Origin of the sequence: Rheinheimera metallidurans (genome assembly GCF_036983985.1) — a bacterium.
Classification (GTDB): Bacteria; Pseudomonadota; Gammaproteobacteria; order Enterobacterales; family Alteromonadaceae; genus Alishewanella; species Alishewanella metallidurans.
Window position 1 is genome coordinate 561,796 of the sequence record NZ_JALAHQ010000001.1, and the last position, 22,582, is coordinate 584,377.

At 44.8% G+C, this 22,582-nt stretch carries 19 protein-coding genes; 12 read left to right on the top strand and 7 right to left on the bottom strand.

The window, feature by feature from the left end; translation table 11 throughout:
* Nucleotides 1–130 precede the first annotated feature (130 nt).
* The 4 genes from thrA to ung are packed head-to-tail and all read left to right on the top strand — an operon-like array spanning nucleotide 131 to nucleotide 5,498.
* Nucleotides 131–2,590: a bifunctional aspartate kinase/homoserine dehydrogenase I gene (gene thrA, locus MN199_RS02680; protein ID WP_335738324.1), complete on the top strand. Its 2,460-nt coding sequence runs from the start codon at nucleotides 131–133 to the stop codon at nucleotides 2,588–2,590.
* A 2-nt stretch (nucleotides 2,591–2,592) separates the two neighbouring features.
* Nucleotides 2,593–3,549 carry a homoserine kinase gene (gene thrB, locus MN199_RS02685; RefSeq protein ID WP_335738325.1) on the top strand — a complete coding sequence of 319 codons (957 nt, stop codon included), beginning with the start codon at nucleotides 2,593–2,595 and terminating at the stop codon, nucleotides 3,547–3,549.
* Between the two features lie 9 nt (nucleotides 3,550–3,558).
* A complete protein-coding gene (thrC, locus tag MN199_RS02690) occupies nucleotides 3,559–4,842 on the top strand; it encodes a threonine synthase (protein WP_335738326.1) in 1,284 nt (427 codons plus the stop codon).
* Nucleotides 4,842–5,498, top strand: a complete 657-nt coding sequence (gene ung, locus MN199_RS02695; RefSeq protein ID WP_335738327.1) for a uracil-DNA glycosylase — start codon at nucleotides 4,842–4,844, stop codon at nucleotides 5,496–5,498. Before thrC ends, ung begins: the two co-directional genes overlap by 1 nt.
* A gap of 41 nt (nucleotides 5,499–5,539) precedes the next feature.
* Here ung and MN199_RS02700 read toward each other — a convergent pair whose 3' ends face one another.
* The 3 genes from MN199_RS02700 to tal all read right to left on the bottom strand — a co-directional run bounded on the left by MN199_RS02700 (nucleotide 5,540) and on the right by tal (nucleotide 8,425).
* The gene (locus tag MN199_RS02700; RefSeq protein WP_132582077.1) at nucleotides 5,540–5,713 is read right to left on the bottom strand and encodes a DUF3545 family protein; all 174 of its coding nucleotides are present in this window, start codon (nucleotides 5,711–5,713) and stop codon (nucleotides 5,540–5,542) included.
* Between the two features lie 98 nt (nucleotides 5,714–5,811).
* Nucleotides 5,812–7,446 (bottom strand): glucose-6-phosphate isomerase, encoded by a 1,635-nt coding sequence (gene pgi, locus MN199_RS02705; protein ID WP_335738328.1) that lies wholly within the window; start codon nucleotides 7,444–7,446, stop codon nucleotides 5,812–5,814.
* 28 nt (nucleotides 7,447–7,474) lie between these two features.
* On the bottom strand, nucleotides 7,475–8,425 hold the full coding sequence (gene tal / locus MN199_RS02710) for a transaldolase (RefSeq protein ID WP_132582081.1): 951 nt from the start codon (nucleotides 8,423–8,425) through the stop codon (nucleotides 7,475–7,477).
* A gap of 206 nt (nucleotides 8,426–8,631) precedes the next feature.
* On the opposite strand from tal, the gene MN199_RS02715 reads away from it, so the two are divergent.
* The 3 genes from MN199_RS02715 (at nucleotide 8,632) to MN199_RS02725 (ending at nucleotide 12,420) form a co-directional block, all read left to right on the top strand.
* Nucleotides 8,632–10,248: a response regulator gene (locus MN199_RS02715; protein WP_335738329.1), complete on the top strand. Its 1,617-nt coding sequence runs from the start codon at nucleotides 8,632–8,634 to the stop codon at nucleotides 10,246–10,248.
* 23 nt (nucleotides 10,249–10,271) lie between these two features.
* Entirely contained in the window at nucleotides 10,272–11,048 is a 777-nt protein-coding gene (gene yaaA, locus MN199_RS02720) for a peroxide stress protein YaaA (protein WP_132582085.1), read from the top strand.
* Between the two features lie 73 nt (nucleotides 11,049–11,121).
* Nucleotides 11,122–12,420: an inosine/guanosine kinase gene (locus MN199_RS02725; RefSeq protein ID WP_132582087.1), complete on the top strand. Its 1,299-nt coding sequence runs from the start codon at nucleotides 11,122–11,124 to the stop codon at nucleotides 12,418–12,420.
* A gap of 4 nt (nucleotides 12,421–12,424) precedes the next feature.
* Here the strand turns inward: MN199_RS02725 and MN199_RS02730 are convergent, their stop codons facing one another.
* The 3 genes from MN199_RS02730 to srmB all read right to left on the bottom strand — a co-directional run bounded on the left by MN199_RS02730 (nucleotide 12,425) and on the right by srmB (nucleotide 16,521).
* A complete protein-coding gene (locus tag MN199_RS02730) occupies nucleotides 12,425–14,056 on the bottom strand; it encodes an FMN-binding glutamate synthase family protein (protein ID WP_335738330.1) in 1,632 nt (543 codons plus the stop codon).
* Between the two features lie 54 nt (nucleotides 14,057–14,110).
* Nucleotides 14,111–15,166 (bottom strand): S66 peptidase family protein, encoded by a 1,056-nt coding sequence (locus tag MN199_RS02735; RefSeq protein WP_335738331.1) that lies wholly within the window; start codon nucleotides 15,164–15,166, stop codon nucleotides 14,111–14,113.
* A 131-nt stretch (nucleotides 15,167–15,297) separates the two neighbouring features.
* On the bottom strand, nucleotides 15,298–16,521 hold the full coding sequence (gene srmB / locus MN199_RS02740) for an ATP-dependent RNA helicase SrmB (protein ID WP_132582093.1): 1,224 nt from the start codon (nucleotides 16,519–16,521) through the stop codon (nucleotides 15,298–15,300).
* A 73-nt stretch (nucleotides 16,522–16,594) separates the two neighbouring features.
* Here srmB and MN199_RS02745 point away from each other — a divergent pair, with 73 nt between their 5' ends.
* The gene (locus MN199_RS02745) at nucleotides 16,595–17,305 is read left to right on the top strand and encodes a tRNA1(Val) (adenine(37)-N6)-methyltransferase (RefSeq protein WP_335738332.1); all 711 of its coding nucleotides are present in this window, start codon (nucleotides 16,595–16,597) and stop codon (nucleotides 17,303–17,305) included.
* Between the two features lie 5 nt (nucleotides 17,306–17,310).
* Here the strand turns inward: MN199_RS02745 and fldB are convergent, their stop codons facing one another.
* Nucleotides 17,311–17,829 carry a flavodoxin FldB gene (gene fldB, locus MN199_RS02750; protein WP_132582097.1) on the bottom strand — a complete coding sequence of 173 codons (519 nt, stop codon included), beginning with the start codon at nucleotides 17,827–17,829 and terminating at the stop codon, nucleotides 17,311–17,313.
* 134 nt (nucleotides 17,830–17,963) lie between these two features.
* Between fldB and xerD the strand changes: the two genes are divergently transcribed.
* The 4 genes from xerD (at nucleotide 17,964) to prfB (ending at nucleotide 22,543) form a co-directional block, all read left to right on the top strand.
* Nucleotides 17,964–18,881, top strand: a complete 918-nt coding sequence (gene xerD / locus MN199_RS02755) for a site-specific tyrosine recombinase XerD (protein WP_335738333.1) — start codon at nucleotides 17,964–17,966, stop codon at nucleotides 18,879–18,881.
* A gap of 19 nt (nucleotides 18,882–18,900) precedes the next feature.
* On the top strand, nucleotides 18,901–19,617 hold the full coding sequence (dsbC, locus tag MN199_RS02760; RefSeq protein WP_132582101.1) for a bifunctional protein-disulfide isomerase/oxidoreductase DsbC: 717 nt from the start codon (nucleotides 18,901–18,903) through the stop codon (nucleotides 19,615–19,617).
* 6 nt (nucleotides 19,618–19,623) lie between these two features.
* On the top strand, nucleotides 19,624–21,366 hold the full coding sequence (gene recJ / locus MN199_RS02765; RefSeq protein ID WP_335738334.1) for a single-stranded-DNA-specific exonuclease RecJ: 1,743 nt from the start codon (nucleotides 19,624–19,626) through the stop codon (nucleotides 21,364–21,366).
* Nucleotides 21,367–21,444: 78 nt separating this feature from the next.
* A protein-coding gene (prfB, locus tag MN199_RS02770; RefSeq protein WP_165907371.1) for a peptide chain release factor 2 occupies nucleotides 21,445–22,543 on the top strand; the annotation gives its coding sequence in 2 pieces (ribosomal slippage) (nucleotides 21,445–21,519 and nucleotides 21,521–22,543; 1,098 coding nt in all).
* The last annotated feature ends 39 nt before the right edge of the window (nucleotides 22,544–22,582 follow it).

The window sequence follows — 22,582 nt, forward strand, 5'->3', positions numbered from 1 at the left end:
CTTTAAAAAAGACCCGTGACCTCAAATGTCACGGGTCTTTTTTTTGCTTAACTATTAGCGGCTATTGCTAAGTAATCCAACAATCACGCTAACTGATAATAACTGTAAGTTATGCACAAGGAGTTAAAACATGAAGGTGCTTAAATTTGGCGGGTCGTCGCTAGCGTCGATACAACGTTTTGCGGAGGTGGTAAAAATTGTGCAACAGCAGGCTAGCGTTGAACGTCTATGTTTGGTGTTATCCGCCCCGCAAGGTGTTACCAATACTTTGGTTGAGTTAACCGATTTAGCTTATTTGGGGGCAGACTTTAAACCATTATTGCAGCAACTGCAGCAGCGTTATCAGCAACTGGCCACTGATGCGGTGACTTTGCATCCGCATATAAATTTAGAGCAAGTGCAACAAGTAATAACGTTGCAGCTGGCACAATTAGAGCGACAGCTTAGCGGTATGCAACTGTTGCTGCATTGCCCTGATCATATTAAAGCGCAGATTTTAGGGTTAGGTGAGCAGTTTAGTGTCGCATTAACCACCGCCTTGCTAAGTGCAAATCACATTTCAGCGTTGGCGTTAAATGCTATAGAGTTACTAAAAAGTAGTGGTGACTATTTGAATGCGACGGCTGATATTGCTGCGTCTGAGCTTACGCTTTCGTCAGTAATTACCCAAGAAAATGCGCAAGTGTTAGTTATTGCTGGCTTTGTTTCCAGTAATGCACAGGGTGAAATTTGCTTACTTGGTCGCAATGGTTCTGACTATTCTGGTGCCGTTGTTGCCGCTAGTATTCGCGCCTCAGCCTATGAAATATGGACTGACGTTGACGGGGTTTATAGTGCCGATCCACGTCAGGTGAAAAATGCCAAGTTAATTGACCGATTATCTTATGATGAAGCTATGGAGCTATCGTATTTTGGCGCAAAAGTTTTGCACCCTAAAACTATTGGTCCACTAGCTCGTTACAACATTCCTTGTTATATAAAAAATACCACTAACCCTTCAGCTCCCGGCACCTGTATTGATAATAGCGGCGAGGGCAATGCGTTGGTTAAAGGTATTTCTAGCCTTGAGCATTTAGCCTTAATTACGGTGTCAGGCCCCGGTTTAAAAGGCGTAGTAGGTATGGCAAGCCGAGTGTTTGCTTCTATGGCTCGCGCGCAAATATCGGTTAGCTTAATTACACAGTCATCGTCTGAATTTAGTATCAGTTTTTGTGTGCCGCAGCTGCATTTATCTGCTGCGAAAAAGGCGCTCCAACAAGAATTTGAGCTTGAGTTACAAGCAGGTTTGTTACGACCTTTGTGTATTTTGTCAGACATGGCCATTGTCAGCTTAGTTGGTGATGGCATGCGCCAGCATCGTGGTGTTGCAGCGAAGTTTTTTGCCTCTTTAGCCCAAGCGAGAGTTAACGTAGTGGCAATAGCACAAGACAGCAATGAGCGCTCTATTTCAGCTGTTATTGAACAAGCTGCCTGCAAAAACGCGGTTAAGGTATGCCACGAAAACTTCTTTAGTCACATTCCTAGTATCGATGTGTTTTTAGTCGGTTGCGGCGTAGTGGGCACAGAGTTGCTAGCGCAAATACAGCGTCAACAAGCGTTTTTACACAGCCGGCAGGTTAAAGTCACGGTATATGGTATCGCCAACAGTAAAAAATTACTGCTCAATGGCGAGGGTATAGCTTTACCACAATGGCAGCAGCGACTCGCTGCTAGCTCTTTAGAATTTTCATTAGCAACGCTTAGCCAGTTTGCGCAGCAGCAAAATTTAACTAATCCGGTATTAGTTGATTGCACTAGCTCTGAACGGGTTGCTGCACAGTATGTTGATTTTATGGCTGCGGGCTTTCATGTCGTAACGCCGAACAAAAAAGCTAATACGGCATCGTATGCTTATTATCAGCAACTACGCCAATTAGCGCAGCGGCATCGGCGCCGATTTTTATACGAGACTACCGTTGGTGCTGGCTTACCGGTTATTGATACCTTGCAAGGTTTGCTGAATGCGGGTGATGAACTACTGGCGTTTGAAGGCATTTTATCCGGCTCGTTATCATATATATTTGGTGAATTAGAAGCGGGTGTTGCTTTATCAACCGTAACACAAAAAGCCAAAGCTATAGGTTTTACTGAACCCGATCCGCGAGATGATTTATCCGGCATGGACGTGGCACGTAAGCTACTTATTCTAGCGCGTGAAGCGGGTTTGGAGTTAGAGCTAAGTGATGTTGAGGTAGAGTCTGTATTGCCGCAAGGGTTTGCTGCTGGTGCTAGCACCGAAGAGTTTTTAGCCAAATTACCAGAATTAGATACCAAATTTGCTCAGCGTATTGCCGATGCAAATGCACAAGGTAAGGTGCTGCGTTATATTGGCGAAATAGTCGATGGTAAATGTAAAGTAGCAATTAAGGCTTTGGCGCTAGATCACCCGTTAGCAAAAGTAAAAGACGGTGAAAATGCATTGGCAATACATAGCCGTTATTATCAGCCTATTCCTTTTGTGCTTCGAGGCTATGGCGCAGGCGCGGCAGTAACTTCAGCTGGGGTGTTTAGCGATATTATGCGCACCCTTGGCTGGCAGCAGCAGGTGTAATAATGCAAACCTTAAATATGGCCTATATAAAGCGTTATTATGCGCCGGCTTCAACCGGTAATTTGTCTGTAGGTTTTGACCTGCTAGGTGCCGCATTTGAGCCAGTAAGTGGCGAATTGTTTGGGGACGTACTGGATATTTGCGCCGAGCAAGCTGAAATGACGCTAGCTATAGTAGGGCGCTATGTACACCAATTACCGGCTGATCACAGTGATAATTTGGTGTTAAGCTGCTTCTATGCCTTTGAACGCAAAGTCGGCCAAGCTTTACCTAGATTAGCGCTGCGGCTGCATAAAAACCTGCCAGTAGGCAGTGGGCTTGGCTCTAGTGCTTGCTCTATTGTAGTTGCCTGTTACGCGTTTAACGATTACTTTAATAAACCACTGTCTAATGTTGAATTGCTGCAGCTAATGGCTGAAGCTGAAGGCGGTGTAAGTGGCAGTGTGCATTATGATAATGTTGCGCCCTCATACTTGGGTGGGCTGCAACTGATGCTGCCACAAAGTGAACATATTTGTCGCAGGTTGCCGTGGTTTGAGCATTGGCGAGTGGTACTTAGTTATCCCGGCACAGTACTCTCAACTAAGGCCGCCCGCGCGGTTTTGCCAACAGAGTTAAGTTTAAGTCACAGTATTGAGTTTGCGGGCATGTTAAGCCGCTTTGTTAGTGCACTTTATATTAAAGACGAAGCCGATGCCGCAGCCGCACTACAAGATTTAGTTGCAGAGCAGGCACGTATTGCCTTATTGCCTGAGTTGCCGCAATTGCGAGCTGCTTTATGCGCACGGGGGATATTGCATCTGGGTATTTCTGGTGCAGGGCCTACTTTGTTCGCGCTATGTCAAAACGACAGCCAAGCCGAATTTGCGGCTCATTATTTATCGCGGCATTATGAAAAGAATCAGGACGCGACAACGCAAATTTGTCGCTTGTCATTATCCGGCGCTAGAGCGCTGTAGGAACGAGACATGCAGTTAACCAATCTTAAAGTATCGAATGAACAGGTAAATTTTTTACAAGCAGTGCGTCAGGGGTTAGGCCAACAGCAAGGGCTGTTTTTTCCTACCCATTGGCCTAAGTTAGATATTAATGGCCTGTTGGCCATGCCTCTGGTAGAACGCAGCAGTGCAATATTACACGCGCTTATTGGTGACGAATTAACTGCAGCTGAAATTAAACAAATGGTAACTATGGCGTTTACTTTTATTGCGCCCTTAGTACCGGTAAGTGATGATATTAGCTGTTTAGAACTTTTTCATGGCCCAACCTTAGCCTTTAAGGATTTTGGCGCGCGCTTTATGGCGCAAGCTTTGGTTAAAGCGCAATCGGGCAAAAAGACCACTATTGTTACCGCAACTTCTGGCGATACCGGTGCTGCGGTGGCGCATGCGTTTTATAAACAACCCGGCGTGCAAGTGGTGATTTTATTTCCTAAAGGAAAAATTAGTCCGCTGCAGGAAAAACTATTTACTACCTTAGGTGAAAATATTACTACGCTGGCGGTCGAGGGAGATTTTGATCAATGCCAAGCGTTAGTAAAACAGGTGTTTGATCATAAAGCATTAGTGGAAAAACTGAGTATTACCTCAGCAAACTCAATTAATATTAGTCGGTTGTTCGCGCAAATTTGCTATTACTTTGAGGCGATGGCGCAAGTGCCTGTAGCAAAACGCGAGCAGGTGGTTATTGCCGTACCTAGTGGTAATTTCGGTAATCTTACCGCCGGTTTAATTGCCAAAGCACTTGGCCTGCCGATTAAACGTATGGTTGCAGCAACTAATGCTAACGACACTGTACCGCGCTATTGGCGCAGTGGCCAGTGGCTAGCAAAGCCTACTGTAGCAACACTATCTAACGCTATGGATGTAGCCGCACCTAATAATTGGCCGCGAGTAGAAGCACTGTTAACACAAGGCGTGATAGCGCGTAGTGACATTGAGACGATGAAAGTAGATGAAGATGATACCGTGCTTAGTGTTCGCCAGTTATCGCAATTGGGTTATCTTAGCGAACCTCATGCCGGTGTTGCTTATAAGGCACTAAAACGCAGTTTGCAGCCAGGAGAATACGGTATTTTTCTTGGTACTGCGCACCCAGCTAAGTTTAAAGAACAGGTTGAAAATATCCTCGGTACACTTATTGGCTTACCTGAAACACTAGCGCGCTGCGCTTCAGAACAAGGTTTAAGCAAAGATATTCCTGCCAACTTTTTTGCGCTAGAGCAAGAGTTATTAAAGTTGGAGCAAGTTTAATGTCTTGGCAGCTCTTGCTAGGAGACGAAAAGCAACAGCCATATTTTATTGATCTGTTAGCCAAGGTAGAGCAAGCAAGATTAGCTGGGCAGGTAATATATCCGCCCCAAACTGACATGTTTAATGCATTTAAACTAACCGAGCTTGATAAGCTAAAAGTGGTTATTTTAGGCCAAGATCCTTACCATGGGCCGAATCAAGCACACGGTTTAGCATTTTCAGTGCGTAAAGGGGTAAGAGTACCGCCGTCGTTACAAAATATGTATAAAGAGTTAGCGTTAGAATACCCAGATTTTCAGGTGCCAACGCATGGCCATTTAGCAAGCTGGGCCGAACAAGGTGTATTGTTATTAAATACGGTTTTAACGGTAGTAGCTACTTTGCCTAATTCACATAGTAAGCTTGGTTGGCAGCGCTTTACCGATAAGGTTATTGAGCAAATTAATGCAGAATGTCATGGTGTGGTGTTTTTATTGTGGGGCGCGCATGCGCAGAAAAAAGGCCGTATTCTTGACCGGCAACGGCATTATGTATTAGAAGCCCCACATCCGTCGCCGCTGTCGGCACATCGCGGTTTTCTTGGTTGCAATCATTTTAAACAAACCAACGAGCTGCTAGTTGCCCAAGGAAAACCGCCAATTAATTGGCAAATTTAGCCTAGTTATAATAAAAAACGCCCGTAATAACGGGCGTTTTGCTATAACTCAATATCTTCTAATTCGGGCTCAATCGCCCAGTCTATATCGCTAAGCTCTTTTTTTAAGCGGTGTCGTTCTTTAAGTTGTTCTATTTCGCGCCATTTACGCTTTACTGCACGAGGTTTGGCAGCAGGGCGTTCCAACATATTCAGTAAGTCTTCGAAGCTTTCCATAATTTGGCCTCTCTGATTGTTGTTATTATTGTTATCAACAAATTAATTACCACAATTTGCCTAATAATAAAACAACTAAGTGACACAAATATGACAAACTACGCGTTATTATTGTTGATTTGGTGTGAAAACAGCTTAATTAATGCTTGGGTTGAGCTATCTAGTGTTTCGGTTCTGTTACCGCTTAATGCCTGATAAATTGGTCCAGATAGCTGCTTACCTAGCTCAACTCCCCATTGGTCAAAGGAGTTAATGTGCCACAGCACACCTTGACAAAATACTTTGTGCTCGTACATAGCGATTAAGGCACCAAGGTAATACGGTGATAATTCTGGCAGTAATAACGTATTGCTAGGTTTATTGCCTGGCGATACCTTATGCGGTGCCAGCATGGCAGCATCGGTGTCAGTCATACCGTCAGCTAGGCATTCGTTCATTGCTTCGTCTAAGGTTTTACCCTGCATTAAAGCTTGCGTTTGCGCAAAGCAATGTGCTGCTAAGCGCTGCTGATGATCGCCTAAGTTATGGGCCGGTTTTATGGGTAATATAAAATCAGCCGGTACCACTAAACGGCTTTGATGCAACAGTTGATGATAAGCATGTTGGCCATTTGTGCCGGCATCGCCCCAAATAACAGGTGCTGTTGCCTCTGTTAATATGCGGCCATTTACGTCAACACTTTTGCCATTTGATTCCATGTCCAGCTGTTGTACATAAGAGGGTAACAGCCGCAAGTAGTGGCTGTACGGCAGCAGAGCCTGCGCCTGACAGCCATAAGCATTGATATACCATACGCCCAGCAATGCCAATGTTACTGGTAAGTTTTCGCTAAAAGGTGTGTGAATAAAGTGCTGATCCATAGCCTCAGCACCGGCCAATAACTGGGCAAATTGTTCAGTACCAATCATCAAGGCCACCGGTAAGCCGATGGCTGACCACAACGAGTATCGGCCACCAACCCAGTCCCACATAGGTAAGATATGTTGTTCGATAATACCAAACTCAGCGGCAGCACTAATGTTAGATGAGGCAGCCCAAAAATGTTGAACAATAGCTGCACTATCTGCACCATACTGCTTAAACCACTGGCGAATAGTTAACGCATTTTGAATGGTTTCTTCGGTACCAAAAGATTTTGAAGCAACTATTGTTAGCGTAGTTTCGGGGTTAAGGTGCTTGATAATGTCAGACACTACTGCGCCATCAATATTGCCAGCAAAATGTAATTTCACTGGGCTGCAATGATAAGGCGTTAATGCTTCAACTGCCATCTGTGGGCCAAGTAACGAGCCGCCAATACCTACCCAAATTAAATCCGTTATTGGCTTGCCGCTGTAGCCTAAATATTGGCCTTGGTGCAACTGGTTAATGAGCGCGGTCACTTGTGCGCGACAGGCAAGGATCTGGGCACCCACATCTTCGCCGTCAAGTGTTAAGCCATTAACATCGGCTTTACGTAGCATCATGTGCCAGGCGGCACGGTGTTCGGTATTATTAATGCACTCACCGTTAAGCATGGCATTAAGTGTCGGCTTAATTTGGCTTTGTGCGGCCAGTTGTTGTAAAGCTGACCAACTTTGCGTGTTAATGAGGTTTTTTGAGTAGTCTAGTGTAATACCGCAGGCTGACGCAGAAAAACGAGCGGCACGTACAGGGTCGTTATCAAATGCTTGGCGCAATGAGTCTTGCTGAGCAGCCAACGTTTTTAACGCCGGCCATGGCGAAACTGACATACTCTATTTTCTCCATAAAACGTATTATTTAAAGTGCGAGCTGGATCATCTGCTCTAATTTGCGCTGGTCAACAGCAAATTTACGAATGCCTTCAGCAAGTTTTTCCGTTGCCATGGCATCTTCATTTAATGCCCAACGAAATTCGGCTTCGGTTAGTGTCGCTAAAGCGGGTGCTGCGGCACCTTTATCTTGTAAATGCACAACCAGCTTACCTTGGCGTTGGCTAAGCTCGGCTAACAATGCTGGGCTAATAGTTAGGCGATCGCAGCCGGCTAACGCGAGCACTTCTTCCGCATTACGAAAACTGGCGCCCATAACCACAGTTTTAAAACCATGGTGTTTATAAAAGCGGTAAATTTCTTGTACTGACAGTACGCCTGGGTCGGTTTCTGCGCTGTACTCTAACCCAGTATTGGCTTTATACCAGTCTAAAATTCGGCCCACAAAGGGTGAAATTAAATAAACACCCGCTTCAGCACAAGCGCGGGCTTGTGCCATATGAAATAACAGCGTTAGATTACATTGAATACCTTGCTGCTCTAATAATTTAGCGGCTTGGATACCTTCCCACGTTGACGCTATTTTTACTAAGATCCGATCTTTGCTAACGCCGTTTTCTTGATACAACGCGATGATTTGCAGCGCTTTGGCAACCGTAGCGTCAGTGTTAAATGATAAGCGAGCATCGACTTCAGTTGATACCCGCCCAGGCACTAACTTACTAATTGCTGTGCCAACATCCACCGCAAATTTTACTGATGCTAGGCTAAGTTGTTCGGCCGCTTGTGTCGCTTTGCTTTTAGCATAGCTAACAGCACTGTTTAACATAGGTTTAGCAAAGTCGAGTTGGCTAGCATTCAACAGTAGGCTAGGGTTGGTTGTTGCATCTACTGGGCGAAACTGCTCAATGGCGGTAATGTCGCCACTATCAACCACAACAGTAGTAACGGCTTTAAGCTGGCTAAGTAAGTCACTCATATTGTTCTATTACCCTATTTTTGGTTACATTCTAGTGAGGCTAAAATTAATAAGCAATTAATGTGGCAGGCATAATGGCAAAAACCATTTTTATCGTGATATCACCACAATAGCGTTGCGCATAGGAAGTACGTTACTATGCCAACGGGTTAGTGCTGGGAGTATTTCCCTGCTTAGTATGTAATATAAATTAACACAGGATCTTGATGATTTTTCAAACCAGTTTCTATAAAAGCAAAAATCTTCTGTTAATTGAAGATTGTGAGCCCGTGCGAGCGTCAATTAAAGGTATGTTGCAACAAATTGGCTTTGACAATATTACCACTGTTAGTGATGCCGCACAGGCAATGCAACTGGCAAATAAAGATAACTTTGACTTTATTTTGGCTGATTTTGATTTAGGTGCGGGTAAGAACGCTCTGCAATTTTTTACCGAGTTAAGCCAACAAGCTTTATTACGTATCGGCTGTTGTGTCCTGTTAACCAGTGCTGAACCGCGCCGCTTGCCGGTGTTGGGTGTTATTCACGGCGCGCCTGACGCCTTTATACTAAAACCCTTTTCTTATGTTGAGCTAGAAAAACGTTTAGCCAAAGCATGGAGTAACCGCGTTAAATTCCGTAAGGTTTATCAGGCATTACGCCAGTATAACTATAAAACCGCGCAGCTAGAGCTAGACCCTATTATTAACGCGAAGAACTCAACTTCGTTATTGGCGCTGCGTTTAATGGCCGAAGTGCTCGTGGCTGAAGGCAGTTACAGTGCGGCATTAAAATTATATGAACAGGTAATACAACAGCGCGATTTTAGCTGGGCCAGATTAGGTCAAGCCGTGGCAACCTTACAAATAGAAGGTTTTGCCGCTGCCGAGTTATTGTTGATCCCGTTACTTGAGTTAGATGATATTCGCCCAGAAGCGCTAGAGTGGTTAGCTTGTCTGTATTTACGCCAAAATAACATTGAATTGGCAATAAAACAGTTAGTCGAGCTACTTAAATTAGATAATTCGCATTTAGCTGCGCATAGCGTTATAGCAAGCAGTTGGTTGTGGCAGGGCCAGCCTGATGAAAGCAGTAAATATTGGCAAAAATTAATTCAACAATACCGGTTTTCTGCTTTTGATCAGCCCGATTATTATTTTGCCTTAACTCGTATTCAGCTTGAACAAACACTGCGTAGCAAACAAAGTGATTTTTTGACCATGCTTAAAAAAACGGTTGATGCACTGGCGATGATGCCGCAAAAGTTAATTAACGAACAGACTGAGCCAGTTACTGCCGTGCTTCGCGCTCGGCTTATGTTATTGCAAGGTAATATTGCTCAAGCTAAACAACAGTTTTTACAGCTGTCTGCAGAAAAAGTGGTGGCAGAGCCGGCGGCAATATTAGATATGGCGAGGTTGGCCTTTGCACTGGGTGATATAAAAAATTCAGAAGCCTACCTTAGCCAATTAAAACAATTTACCCCACAAAAGCCTGATCTAACGGGTGAGTATCAACGTTTATCTGCAGAGTTTTTGGTAAAACAAGAGCTGCAACTTCGCACCGAGATCCGCCAGTGGAATCAAGCAGGCATGGAACAGGCACAAGCAGGTAATATACCGCAGGCGATTAGCCAATTACGCCAAGCTTTTATGTTTATGCCTTGTAATACGGCTTTGATCCTTAATTTTCTGCAGACGATAAGCCAGCTTCCGGCCGATAGAACACTAAAAGCACTAGCTAAGTTAGCAATGGTCGCACTTGAATTTAGTAATAAAACCGCGGCTAACCAACAACGTTTAGAGCAGTTATTACCGCAGTTGCCAGAAATGTATTTTGATTAATTACCAATGAGGACGCCTGATTTATGTTGATGTTAGTATCACCGGCCAAAGATCTTGATTTTGAACCTAGCGCCAAGACATTAGCGGTAACCCAGCCTGATATGTTAGCGCAAAGCCAGCAGTTGATTGCTATTTGTAAAACACTGACACCTGCTGATTTATCCTCCTTAATGCATATTAGCGACAAGCTAGCGGGCTTAAACGTTGCTCGGTTTAGCCAGTGGCAAACGCCTTTTACCGAAGATAATGCCAAGGCCGCGCTATTTGCTTTTAATGGCGACGTGTATCAAGGGCTTGATGCCAATAGCTTAAACGACGACGATATTAGCTTTGCCCAACAACATTTGCGTATTTTAAGCGGGCTTTATGGCGTATTACGCCCTCTAGATTTAATGCAGCCGTACCGATTAGAAATGGGCACTAAATTAGCCAATGATAATGGTAAAGATCTCTATGCGTTTTGGCAGGGCAGTATTACAGAGCAGTTAAACCAACAACTGGCAGTATTAAAATCTGATGTGGTTGTTAACCTGGCTTCACAAGAATATTTTAAAGCGGTAAAAACTAAGCAATTAAATGCGCGCTTAATCACGCCGGTATTTAAAGACTTTAAAAATGGCCAATATAAAATTATCAGCTTTTTTGCAAAAAAGGCTCGAGGTTTAATGGCTCGCTATATTATTCAGCAACGTATAACCAGTGCCGGTCAACTAAAAACCTTTGATAGTGCCGGCTACGTGTATAGTGCAGAGCAATCTAGTGCACAAGAGTTAGTGTTTTTACGTCATAGCGCAGAATAAGCGCTGCGCTGGCGCAGGCTTTTTTGTTACAATGCCGCTCTTTGCTCGTAGCGGCTTTGCACTGGTGTAACAGATGAAATTTCCCGGCCTGCGTAAAATTAAACATTACTTCCCCGTATCTCAGCCAAAACCTCAGCTACCAAGCTTTGAAGTACGGCCAGAGCTTGATACCTATATCGTAGGTTTAGACCAAACTATTGTTGACGTTGTCGCAAGCGTGAGTGATGAGTTTTTAACTAAGCACGCTATTCCTAAAGGTTTATCTAATTTGGTTGCGCATGACAAAGCCAATATTATTTACCAAGAACTGATCAACAATCAGGCAATTTCAGATCACTTTGCTGGTGGCACTATCGGCAATACTATTCATAATTATTCAGTACTGGCCGATGACAAATCGGTATTACTTGGTGTTATGTCGGCCAATATCGCTTTAGGCTCACCAGCCTATCATTATGTGCGTCATACCAGCTCTAAAGTGGATATGAATCATCTGCAAGGCGTATCTGGTGATATAGGTCGTGGTATTACCATGATTACGCCAGACGGTGAGCGCACCTTTGTTATTGACCCCAGCGATATGGATGAGCTTTGCCCCGACTATATTCCAAACGATATTATCGCCGGTGCTGCAGCCTTTGTTGTTAGTGCGTACCCACTGCGCGCCACTGATAAACCTATTCAGCAAGCGATGTTAACGGCATTAGAAACAGCGAAGGCGCACAATGTGCCTATTGTTATGAGCTTGGGTACCCGGCATTTGGTAGAAGAAAATCGCGAACTTATTTTATCGACAATAAAAAAATACGTAAACGTAGTGGCAATGAATGAGCTAGAAGCTGAAGCGCTAACGGGGTTGGTTGACCCGCTGCAATCGGCGGCGGCTATTTTAGATTACACCGATATGGTACTTATTACCGCTGGGCCAGAAGGCCTGTATTTATGCGGCCATACTGACGAAAGCGCAAAACGTGAAAGCAGTAACCCGATTAAATCAGCCAGTTTAGCTGATTTTAATCAGTACGAGTTTAGTCGGCCGATGTTGCGCCGTGAATGCACTAATCCGTTAAAAGTATTCTCGCACATTAGCCCCTACTTAGGTGGGCCAGAGCGCATTAAAAACACCAATGGTGCTGGCGATGGCGCGTTATCGGCCATTTTGCATGATATGGCGGCAAACCATTTTCACAAGCAAGTGCAGCCGTTATCGGGCAAACATGAGCAGCCGTATTTAGCTTATTCCTCATTTGCACAAATTTGTAAATATGCAAACCGTGTTAGCTATGAAATTCTTGTCGAAAATGCGTCCAGGTTGTCTAAAGGTTTACCTGAACGCGAAGATGTTTTAGAAGAGGCATATTGGGAGCGCTAAGCGGTTAAATAACCGCTTTTAAACCCTGCTCGGTTTCTGTGATATAGCGCTGTGGCATAAAGCTTTCGGCGCTAGCTTCTTGCATAGCCTGAGCAAATTTGCTTGGTTTATCTTCCTGCAATAAGCAGCCAGGTAGTAAATTAGAGTAAATTTCATCAAAGCGACGTACTTCTGTTTCACTAACCCGACGGTAAATGTGCGAGCGATTTAGCTCTGCGGTGTGGGTTAAGCCGGCAGAGGCGATAATTTCCATTGCCGCGTGTACGGTGCCTTTATGAAAGCGAGCCACACGGTTGCCCTTATCTGGAACATCTAAACCCTTGCTTAGCTTAGGATCTTGCGTGGCCACTCCGGTTGGGCATTTGTTGGTGTTACATACCAGTGATTGCACGCACCCTAAGGCGATCATCATGCCGCGCGCGCTATTGCATATGTCAGCGCCAAGCGCGAGATTTTTCACAATATGAAAACCGTTAAATACCTTGCCGCTGGCAATAACGCGAATATGTTTTTTTAAATCAAAGCCGACTAGTATATCGCAAACAAAAGCTAAGGCTTCGCGCAGAGGCATGCCGACGGAGTTGGAATACTCCAAAGGCGCAGCGCCCGTGCCGCCTTCGCCGCCATCAACAGTAATAAAGTCAGGGTAAATACCGGTATTTACCATGGCTTTACATAGTGCAACAAATTCACTGGTGCGGCCAATAGCAAGTTTAAAGCCCACGGGTTTGCCCTCTGCTAGCTGGCGCAATTGGGCGATAAAATGCATCATCTCCAGCGGCGTACTAAAAGCGCTATGTCCTGGCGGTGAATCTACTTCAGTACCTACTTCCACTAAACGAATGCGGGCAATTTCAGCCGTGTTTTTATCTGCCGGCAAAATACCACCGTGGCCGGGTTTAGCACCTTGTGATAGTTTAATTTCAATCATTTTAATGCTGGGCAGGGTGGCAACTTTGGCAAAAGATACCGGATCAAACTTACCTTGTTGATTACGACAACCAAAATAACCGGTACCAATTTGCCACACTAAATCGCCACCGTGTTCTAGGTGGTAATCACTTACGCTACCTTCACCGGTGTTATGGTAAAAGCCGCCAATTGCAGCACCTTTATTCAGTGCTCTAATCGCATTATTGCTTAGCGCACCAAAGCTCATGGCTGAGACATTAAAAATACTCGCCATATAAGGCTGGGTGCATTGCGGTCCGCCAACTCGAACTCTGGCTTCTGGGTCACTCGCTTTATGATGCAGTGCGGCAATTGAATGGCCAATCCATTCATAGCCAACACGCTGTGTGTCTAATTTGGTGCCATAGGGGGTAGAGTCGCGGCTGCCTTTAGCGCGTTGATAAATAACGTCACGGTGCATCCGGTTAATGGGCGTGCCGTCGGTGTCCGATTCAAAAAAATACTGGCGTAAAAATGGCCGAAAATATTCCATTGTCCAGCGGGCATGACCCACTACTGGAAAATTACGCAGTAAGGTATGCCGTTTTTGCATAATATCGGCAATACCACGAGCAATAATGGGTACGAGTATTATGAGCAGCCACGGTGCCGCTGGCCAAATTAAGCTAAGTAAATAAACCGCAAGTAATGAAAACACGGCAAATAAGGCAAAGGTTAAGCGCATACTAATTCCATAAACAAATGTTACTTGCGCTTACCTTAGCATATTTAGCTGCTATCAGCTTGGCTGGAATGCCTGTTCCAGCATACGGAAACTACCAGCAGTCGCATCAAGTTCAACCTTAGCGCCAACCGGTAAAATAAATTGTTGTTTAATATGGCCAATCATTGCACCACGGTATGCCGGAATATTAAGTGGTTTAATATGGTCATCAAATATTTGGTCCATAGTTAACCAGCCATAGCCACCGCTTGGCCGACAATCGGTACATTCACCAAAAATAAAGCCAGCAATTTTATCCAGAGCACCCATCAGTTTTAGTGTGCTTAACATGCGATCAACGCGATAGGGCGCTTCTTCAACGTCTTCAATAAATAAAATTTTACCAGTAAAATCAGGCAAGTACGACGAGCCGGCTAGTGAGGTTAGTACGGTTAAATTACCGCCAACCAGTTCGCCTTGAACTTTGCCTGGGGTAATAGTAATGGTACGGTTTTGCCTGGGTGCTAGCTCATCTTTAGCATCGAGCACGTTTTGATACTGCATTAGCTCACGTTCGAAAAACACCCGTCTAAATTGGTCAGCGTTAAAGCTATTCCAGCTTCCCGTGCCGTTAGGGCCATGAAAGGTAACTAAACCAGTTTGTGCACCAATAGCGTTATGCAGCGCGGTAATGTCGGAGTAACCGAGTAAAATTTTCGGGTTATTACGAATTAATGGATAATCGAGTAAGGGTAAAACGCGAGCCGCACCAGAACCACCACGTAAGCAAATTATCGCTTTAACCTCTTTATCGGCAAACATAGCATTGATGTCGCTAGCGCGTTCAGCATCGGTGCCGGCTAAATGGCCGCGGCGTGATGCTAAATGTTTACCGGTTTTTACCTTTAAGCCTAAGGCTTGCATGACTTCAGTAGCAATTTGCAGATCAAGCATGTTGTCAGTAGCTTTAGACGGGCTAACCAGGGCAACGGTGTCGCCAGGATTAAGTTGCACTGGTAAAATACGATTAGTTAATTTGCTGGCAGGGGCAGCAATGACACTCGCGCAGCTGGCTAAAGGGATTAAGGTAGCAGCAAGGGCGCAGTTTTTTATAAATTGTCTTTTATCCATTACGCAACTCCAGTTGGCTAATAATTTATTCAGCTTATCAATAGCAGCTTTACTAAATAATTCCAACTGTGTCTGGCATAAATGCGATAACTGCCACAGTTTTTAGGGGTGGCAGTTATAATAATAAGAGTTTATTTTTTGGTTTTTTTGGCTAATTTTTTGGCCGCTGCTTTAGTTGGCTTTTTCTTTTTTACCGGCACGTTGGCTTCTTTGTTTTTTGCTCTTAAACCTTCTATGTTACGGCGTTTCAGTTTCTGTTCATGATAACGCTCAACTTTAGCCAGAATTCCCATATCGTGTGCTTCTACTAACGAAATTGCCGTGCCTTTTTTGCCCGCACGACCGGTACGACCAATGCGATGTACGTATACATCGGCGGTACGCGGCATATCAAAGTTAATAACGTGGCTAATATCGTCAATATCTAAACCACGGGCGGCAATGTCGGTAGCTAATAAAATATTAACCCGACCCGAACTAAAACGCTCTACCGCTTGCATGCGTTTATCTTGCGGCATTTCGCCTTGCAACCAACCGCAGCGTAAACCAGCAGTTTCTAGCTGGCCAGTTAAGCTGGCTAAACGTTCACGGGTTTTAATAAACACAATAGCTTTGGTAACATCTTCTTGTTTTAGCAAATGAATTAAAAGTGCCAGTTTATGCTGGGCATCATCAGCTAAGTGCACCCACTGCAGAATTTTCGCTTTTTCTTTACGTGACGGAATAGCTTCGACTCGTTCCGGTTCTTTTAGCGCTTTTTCAGCAAAACGCTCTAAATTATTACCTTCTAATGTGGCAGAAAACAAAAATGTTTGCCGGCGGCGGCGTGCTTCTAGCACGATACGGTTCATTTCGCCAATAAAGCCCATATCTAGCATGCGATCGGCTTCGTCTAAAATAAGCACTTCGATTTCATCTGCTTGAAAGCTTTCTTCGTCTAAATATTCGGTTAAACGGCCGGGGGTGGCGACTAAAATATCGTTGTTTTTCTCTAAAGTGTCTTTATGGCTGCCGTAGTTAATGCCACCCGTAATTACACCTACGTTTAAATTGGTGTGCTGGCTAAAAAACTTAAACTCGTCATATACCTGATAGGCCAATTCACGCGTTGGTAGCATAACCAACACTCTAGCGAAACCTGGGTCTTTACGGCCAAAATCCAGTAAGTACTGAATAGCAGGTAGCACAAAGGCTAGGGTTTTACCGGTACCGGTAGGCGCGCTGGCCAAGATGTCTTTGCCTTCTAGCGCTAATGGGATCGCCATTTCCTGGATCAGTGTGGGTTCGACATAACCACGAGCACTAATTGCGCGGTTAATATCGTCGTCCAGTTGAAAATCTGCGAATGTTGTCATCTTGTCCTCAGCATTATTGCCTAACCTGTGACACTGCGTCTGCTTCGCCGTAAACTGGCGGCAGGAGGTGCTAATGTCAGCTGGTTTTCAATGTAAAAAATTCTATGTTGCTCATGACCAATGTGCGATGAAAGTCGGCACTGATGGTTTATTGCTTGGCGCTTTTGCGCCGTTGCCGCAGCCAGGCCGCCCTATTTTGGATATTGGCACTGGTTCTGGCTTAATCAGTTTGATGTTAGCTCAACGTAGCTGCGGTGCAAATCCTATTGATGCTATCGAGTTAGACAACACTGCCGCCTTGCAAGCTGCCACTAACATAGCCAATAGTCCTTGGCCAACAGCTGTGCAACTGATAAAGGGCGACATTCTAACCTATCAGAGCAATAAACGTTACAGCTTAATTGTGTCTAATCCGCCGTTCTTTCAACAAGCATTGCCGGCAACTGATGCCAGACGACATCAGGCCAGACATACCGATAGTTTACCCTTTGCTCGCTTGCTAGAAAAAGCCAAAGCATTGTTAGTAGAAGAGGGGGTTTTTGCGGTAGTACTACCCCTGGTTAGTGCTGAAATATTTTGTGCGTTAGCCCAGCAGCAGGGCTGGTTTATTTCGTGCTATTGCGCGGTTAAAACTACACCCAATAAACCGATACAACGGGCATTGCTATGTTTACGCTTGCAGCCCAGTACGAAAACCGAGTATCAGCTAATTATTACCGCCGCCGATGGTAGCTACAGCCAAGACTATAAAGCGTTATTAAAAGATTTTTATTTGAAGTTCTAATACGCCTATAGCTGCTGCGCTATTTCTTGCAAAATTTGGCTAACCCAGTCGTTTAGTCGCTCATCGGTAAGGTCGTATTGGTTTTCATCATCGAGCGCTAAACCATAAAATAATTCGCCATCCTCGGTTAAGGCTTTAGAGGCAATAAAGTCGTAACCGGCGCTAGGCCAAAAACCAATACGGCTGCATTGTTGCGGCGCTATTACATCGTGCAGCATACCGACGGCATCGATAAACCATTCGGCATAGCCAATTTGATCGCCCATACCATAAATGGCAATAATTTTACCGTTAAGATCAACGCTGCTGATATCATCCCAATGCGCTTCCCAGTCTTCTTGAATTTCGCCAAAATCCCAAGTTGATAAGCCGAAAATTAACGTATCGTAATCGGCCATTTTGCTTAGCGGTATGTGTTTAATATTGTTCAGCTCTACAGTATCAGCACCAATTAATGCTTGAATTTTTTCTGCCACTATTTCGGTGTAACAGGTGGTTGAACCATAGAATAAACCAATTTTCATAGCGCGCTCGCAACAGCAGATAGAACAAATACAGGGACGCGCAGTGTAGCAGATTAGCGGCACGAGAAAAATCCTCTCTTTGCCCAAAGCCCTGGCTTGCGCTACCATGGCGGCAGTTTTTTAGGTGGGTGACCATGGCAGAGCAAGTAGCACAACCCCAAGCGACCGATCTTTCGCTAATTACTGAGTTTCTTGATCAGTTGTGGTTAGATAAAGGTGTAAGTGAGCATACACTTAGCGCTTATGGCACAGATTTAAAGAAATTCGCACTATTTATTGCCACGCAGCAGCATACTTTAATTAATGTAGATAGCTTATTAGTTAATCAGTATTTGGCGCACCGGGTAGATAAGGCCTTTAGCCCGCGCAGCACGTCACGAGCGTTAAGTAGCTTGCGACAATTTTATGCCTATGCCCATCAAACGGGTAAAATAACCAGCAACCCGCTAACCCAGTTACTTAACCCTAAAATAGGCCGCAGCTTACCTAAATCGCTATCTGAGCAAGATGTGGATACCTTGCTAAATGCGCCTGACTTAACCGACCCAATACAGTTTCGCGATAAAGCCATGCTTGAGCTGTTATATGCCAGTGGCCTTAGGGTGTCGGAATTAGTTGGTCTTAGCATGCAACAAATTAACCTGCAACACGGTCTAGTAAGAGTGTTAGGTAAAGGGCAGAAAGAGCGGTTAGTGCCAATGGGCGAAGAGGCTGCGCACTGGTTAATGCGTTATTTGCGTGAAGTACGGGTGGTTTTACTTGGCGGACAACAGCTAGATGTGGTGTTTCCTAGTAGCCGAGCGCAGCAAATGACGCGGCAAACGTTCTGGCACAGGGTTAAGTTTTATGCCAAAGTAGCGCACATTCAGGCTGAGCTATCACCGCATACATTGCGCCACGCTTTTGCTACCCATTTATTAAACCATGGCGCCGATTTACGCGTTGTACAAATGTTGCTAGGTCATAGTGATTTATCAACAACACAAATTTATACCCATGTTGCGCAGGCTAGGCTACAAAGCTTGCATCAGCAACATCACCCGCGCCCCTAGGCGTTGAATAGGAAATAATATGAATAAGTTTGTAATAGCCTTGTGTGGTATTGGATTAATGGCCTCAGTGCAGGCACAAGTTAAGGCTCCTACAGCAGAGTATGACCAAGTTCGTCAACAATTTAGCCAGCTGAATTTAAAAGTGAATTCGGTTGCTGATGCGCCCATGGCGGGTTTGTTGCAGGTGTTTACTGACCGTGGATTATTTTTCACGACAAAAGATGGCCAATATTTTATTGAAGGCAATATTTATGACTTAACTAACAAAGTGTTGGTTAACGACGCGCAAATGCGGCCTTACATTCAGCAAAAGGTAGCGGAGAGTAAAAACGACGTTATTGAATATACCGCTAAAAATGAAAAGTATGTTATTAACGTATTTACTGACCCTACCTGTGGTTACTGCCGTAAGCTACATAACGAAATGCAAGAATATAATGACGCGGGTATTACCGTGCGTTATTTGGCGTTTCCACGCGGTGGTTTAGACTCTGAAACCTACTTACAGATGCAACATATTTGGTGCGCTAAAGACAGCCGTAGTGCTTTGTCAGCCGCTAAAGAAGGTAAGTCAGTTAAGCCCGCGATGTGTAACAACCCAGTAAAGGCGCAGTATGAATTGGGTCAGTCATTTGGTGTTAGTGGTACACCGGCGATAATTTTACCCAGTGGTCGGTTAATCCCAGGCTACCAGCCGGTAAAAGCATTATTGGCGCAATTAAAAGCAGAATCTTAAATAGTTATGACAACGATCAATCGTTTTATTCAGCGCCGGGTTTTGCCCGGCGTTTTTACAGAGTTAGCGGCTGTTTCTCATCCAATATTAGCGCGCTTATATGCTAGCCGAGGCATTAGCGCTATGGCGCAGCTAGAGCGTGGCGCAGGCGCGTTGTTACCGTTTAGCGCATTAAAAGGTATTGATGATGCGGTTAAATTGTTAATTGACGCCTTACAACAGCAGCAGCGCATTGTGGTAGTCGGTGATTTTGATGCCGATGGCGCAACCAGCACTGCAGTATTGCTCAGCGGCCTAGCCGCATTAGGTTTTAAGTATGTTGAATACTTAGTACCTAACCGCTTTGAATATGGCTATGGCTTAACCCCGCCGATGGCTGAATTAGCGGTAGCGCAAGGGGCAGAGCTTATAGTTACCGTCGACAATGGTATTTCTGCCATTGATGGCATAGCGCTAGCCAAAAAGGCTGGAGTGAAGGTGTTGGTTACCGACCATCACCTAGCGGGGCACGAGTTGCCCAATGCCGATGCCATTGTTAACCCTAATCAGCCAGGTTGTACCTTTCCTAGTAAAGCGTTGGCCGGTGTCGGCGTGGCGTTTTATCTATTAATGGCGCTACGGGCAAAACTACGCGAGCAAAACTATTTTACTGAAAACCGCCTAGCTGAACCTAATTTAGCCGAACTGCTCGACTTAGTGGCATTGGGCACCGTAGCCGACGTCGTGCCGCTGGATACCAATAATCGTATTTTGGTGTATCAAGGTTTAATGCGTATTCGCAGCGGTAAATGTCGCCCAGGTATTCAGGCTTTGATAGACGTAGCAAATCGCAATACGGCAAAGTTAACCGCCAGTGATTTTGGTTTTGCGCTGGCGCCACGCTTAAACGCCGCCGGCCGGTTAGATGATATGTCGTTGGGTATAAGTTGTTTGCTAGCTAAAGATTTAGGTCTAGCGCGCCAGTATGCTGCCGAGCTAGATAGTTTAAACGTCGAGCGGCGTGCGATAGAGCAAAGCATGCAAGTTGAAGCTCAAGCATTTTTAAGCCAGTTGTCGTTTGATGGGGCAGAACTACCGGAATGCTTGTGTTTATATCGACACGATTGGCACCAAGGGGTTATTGGTATTTTGGCCGGGCGCATTAAAGAGCAATTTCATCGGCCAACTATCGTGTTTGCCCAAGGTGATGACGGCGAGCTAAAAGGCTCAGCGCGGTCAATTAATGGCTTACATATTCGTGACTTATTAGATGAAATTTCTACTCAGTATCCAGGCTTAATTAAAAAGTTTGGTGGCCATGCTATGGCAGCAGGATTAACCATTGATGAGGACCGGCTAGACACGTTTAAATTAGCGCTAAATTTAACGGCGAAAAAGCACCTCACGCCTGAGCAATTAACTGCGGTTATTTACACCGATGGCGAATTGCCGGCTGACTGTTTTGCGCTTGATTTTGCCCAGTTATTGCAGAACTCTGGTCCTTGGGGGCAAGCCTTTCCAGAGCCGGTATTTGATGGTGAGTTTCAGCTGGTTAGTCAAAAAATGCTCGCCGACAGGCATTTAAAAATGATGCTACAAACCGGTGATGGCAAGCTAGTCGATGCAATTTGGTTTAATGCAGATAACAAAGCTTGGCCGAATGTTAACGTGCAAAAAGTGCAGCTAGCCTATCAGTTAGACATTAACGAGTATCGCGACAAACAAAACTTGCAATTAATTATACGACATATGGTGAGTATTGATGCTTAGTAGGTGCACTGCGAGTAATAAATTTGCTACAATCGCCGCCTATTTTTTATCCCATGATTCAAGGTTACAAACAACAGCATGTTAGAAGTTAATCCGGCATATATCAGCATTAAAGACCTAACTGAACGTACTAACGTGCTTCGGGGGTATCTTTGACTACGATAGCAAAAAAGAGCGCTTAGAAGAGGTTTCTCGCGAGTTAGAAAGCTCGGCTATTTGGAACACTCCAGATAAAGCCCAAGCGCTAGGTAAAGAGCGTTCTAGCTTAGAGCAAATTGTCGGCACTATCGACACGTTAGATCGCGGCCTTGAAGATGTGGAAGGCCTAATTGAACTTGCGGTTGAAGCTCAAGATGAAGAAACCTTTGAAGAAGCCAAAGCTGAATTAGCTGATTTAGACAAGCAACTCAGCTTGCTAGAATTTCGCCGTATGTTTTCCGGCAACCATGATCAGAATGACTGTTACCTTGATATTCAGTCAGGCTCAGGTGGCACTGAGGCACAAGACTGGGCCAGCATACTGATGCGGATGTATTTACGCTGGGGTGAAGATAAAGGCTTTAAACCCGAGTTATATGAAGTTACCGATGGCGACGTAGCCGGCATTAAAGGCTGCACTATTAAGTTTTCTGGCGAGTATGCTTATGGCTGGTTACGCACCGAAACTGGTGTACACCGTTTAGTGCGAAAAAGCCCGTTTGACAGCGGTAATCGCCGCCATACCTCGTTTGCATCGGTATTTGTCTCACCTGAGATTGACGATGATATTGAAATTGAAATCAACCCGTCAGATTTACGTATCGATACCTATCGCGCCTCGGGTGCCGGTGGTCAGCACGTAAACCGAACCGATTCAGCGGTACGTATTACCCACGTGCCCACTAATATTGTGGTGCAGTGTCAAAACGACCGTTCTCAGCATAAAAACCGTGACAACGCTTACAAGCAATTGCGTGCCAAGCTATATGAGTATGAATTGCAAAAGCAAAATGCGGAAAAGCAGGCATTAGAAGATACCAAGTCTGATATCGGTTGGGGCAGCCAAATTCGCTCTTACGTACTAGATGATGCGCGGATTAAAGATTTACGCACCGGCATTGAAACGCGTAACACCCAAGCGGTGTTAGATGGCGATTTAGATAAATTTATTGAAGCTAGCTTAAAGGCTGGCTTGTAGTTGTTAACGATCGAAACTTTCGATCTCAATCAGGAAAAG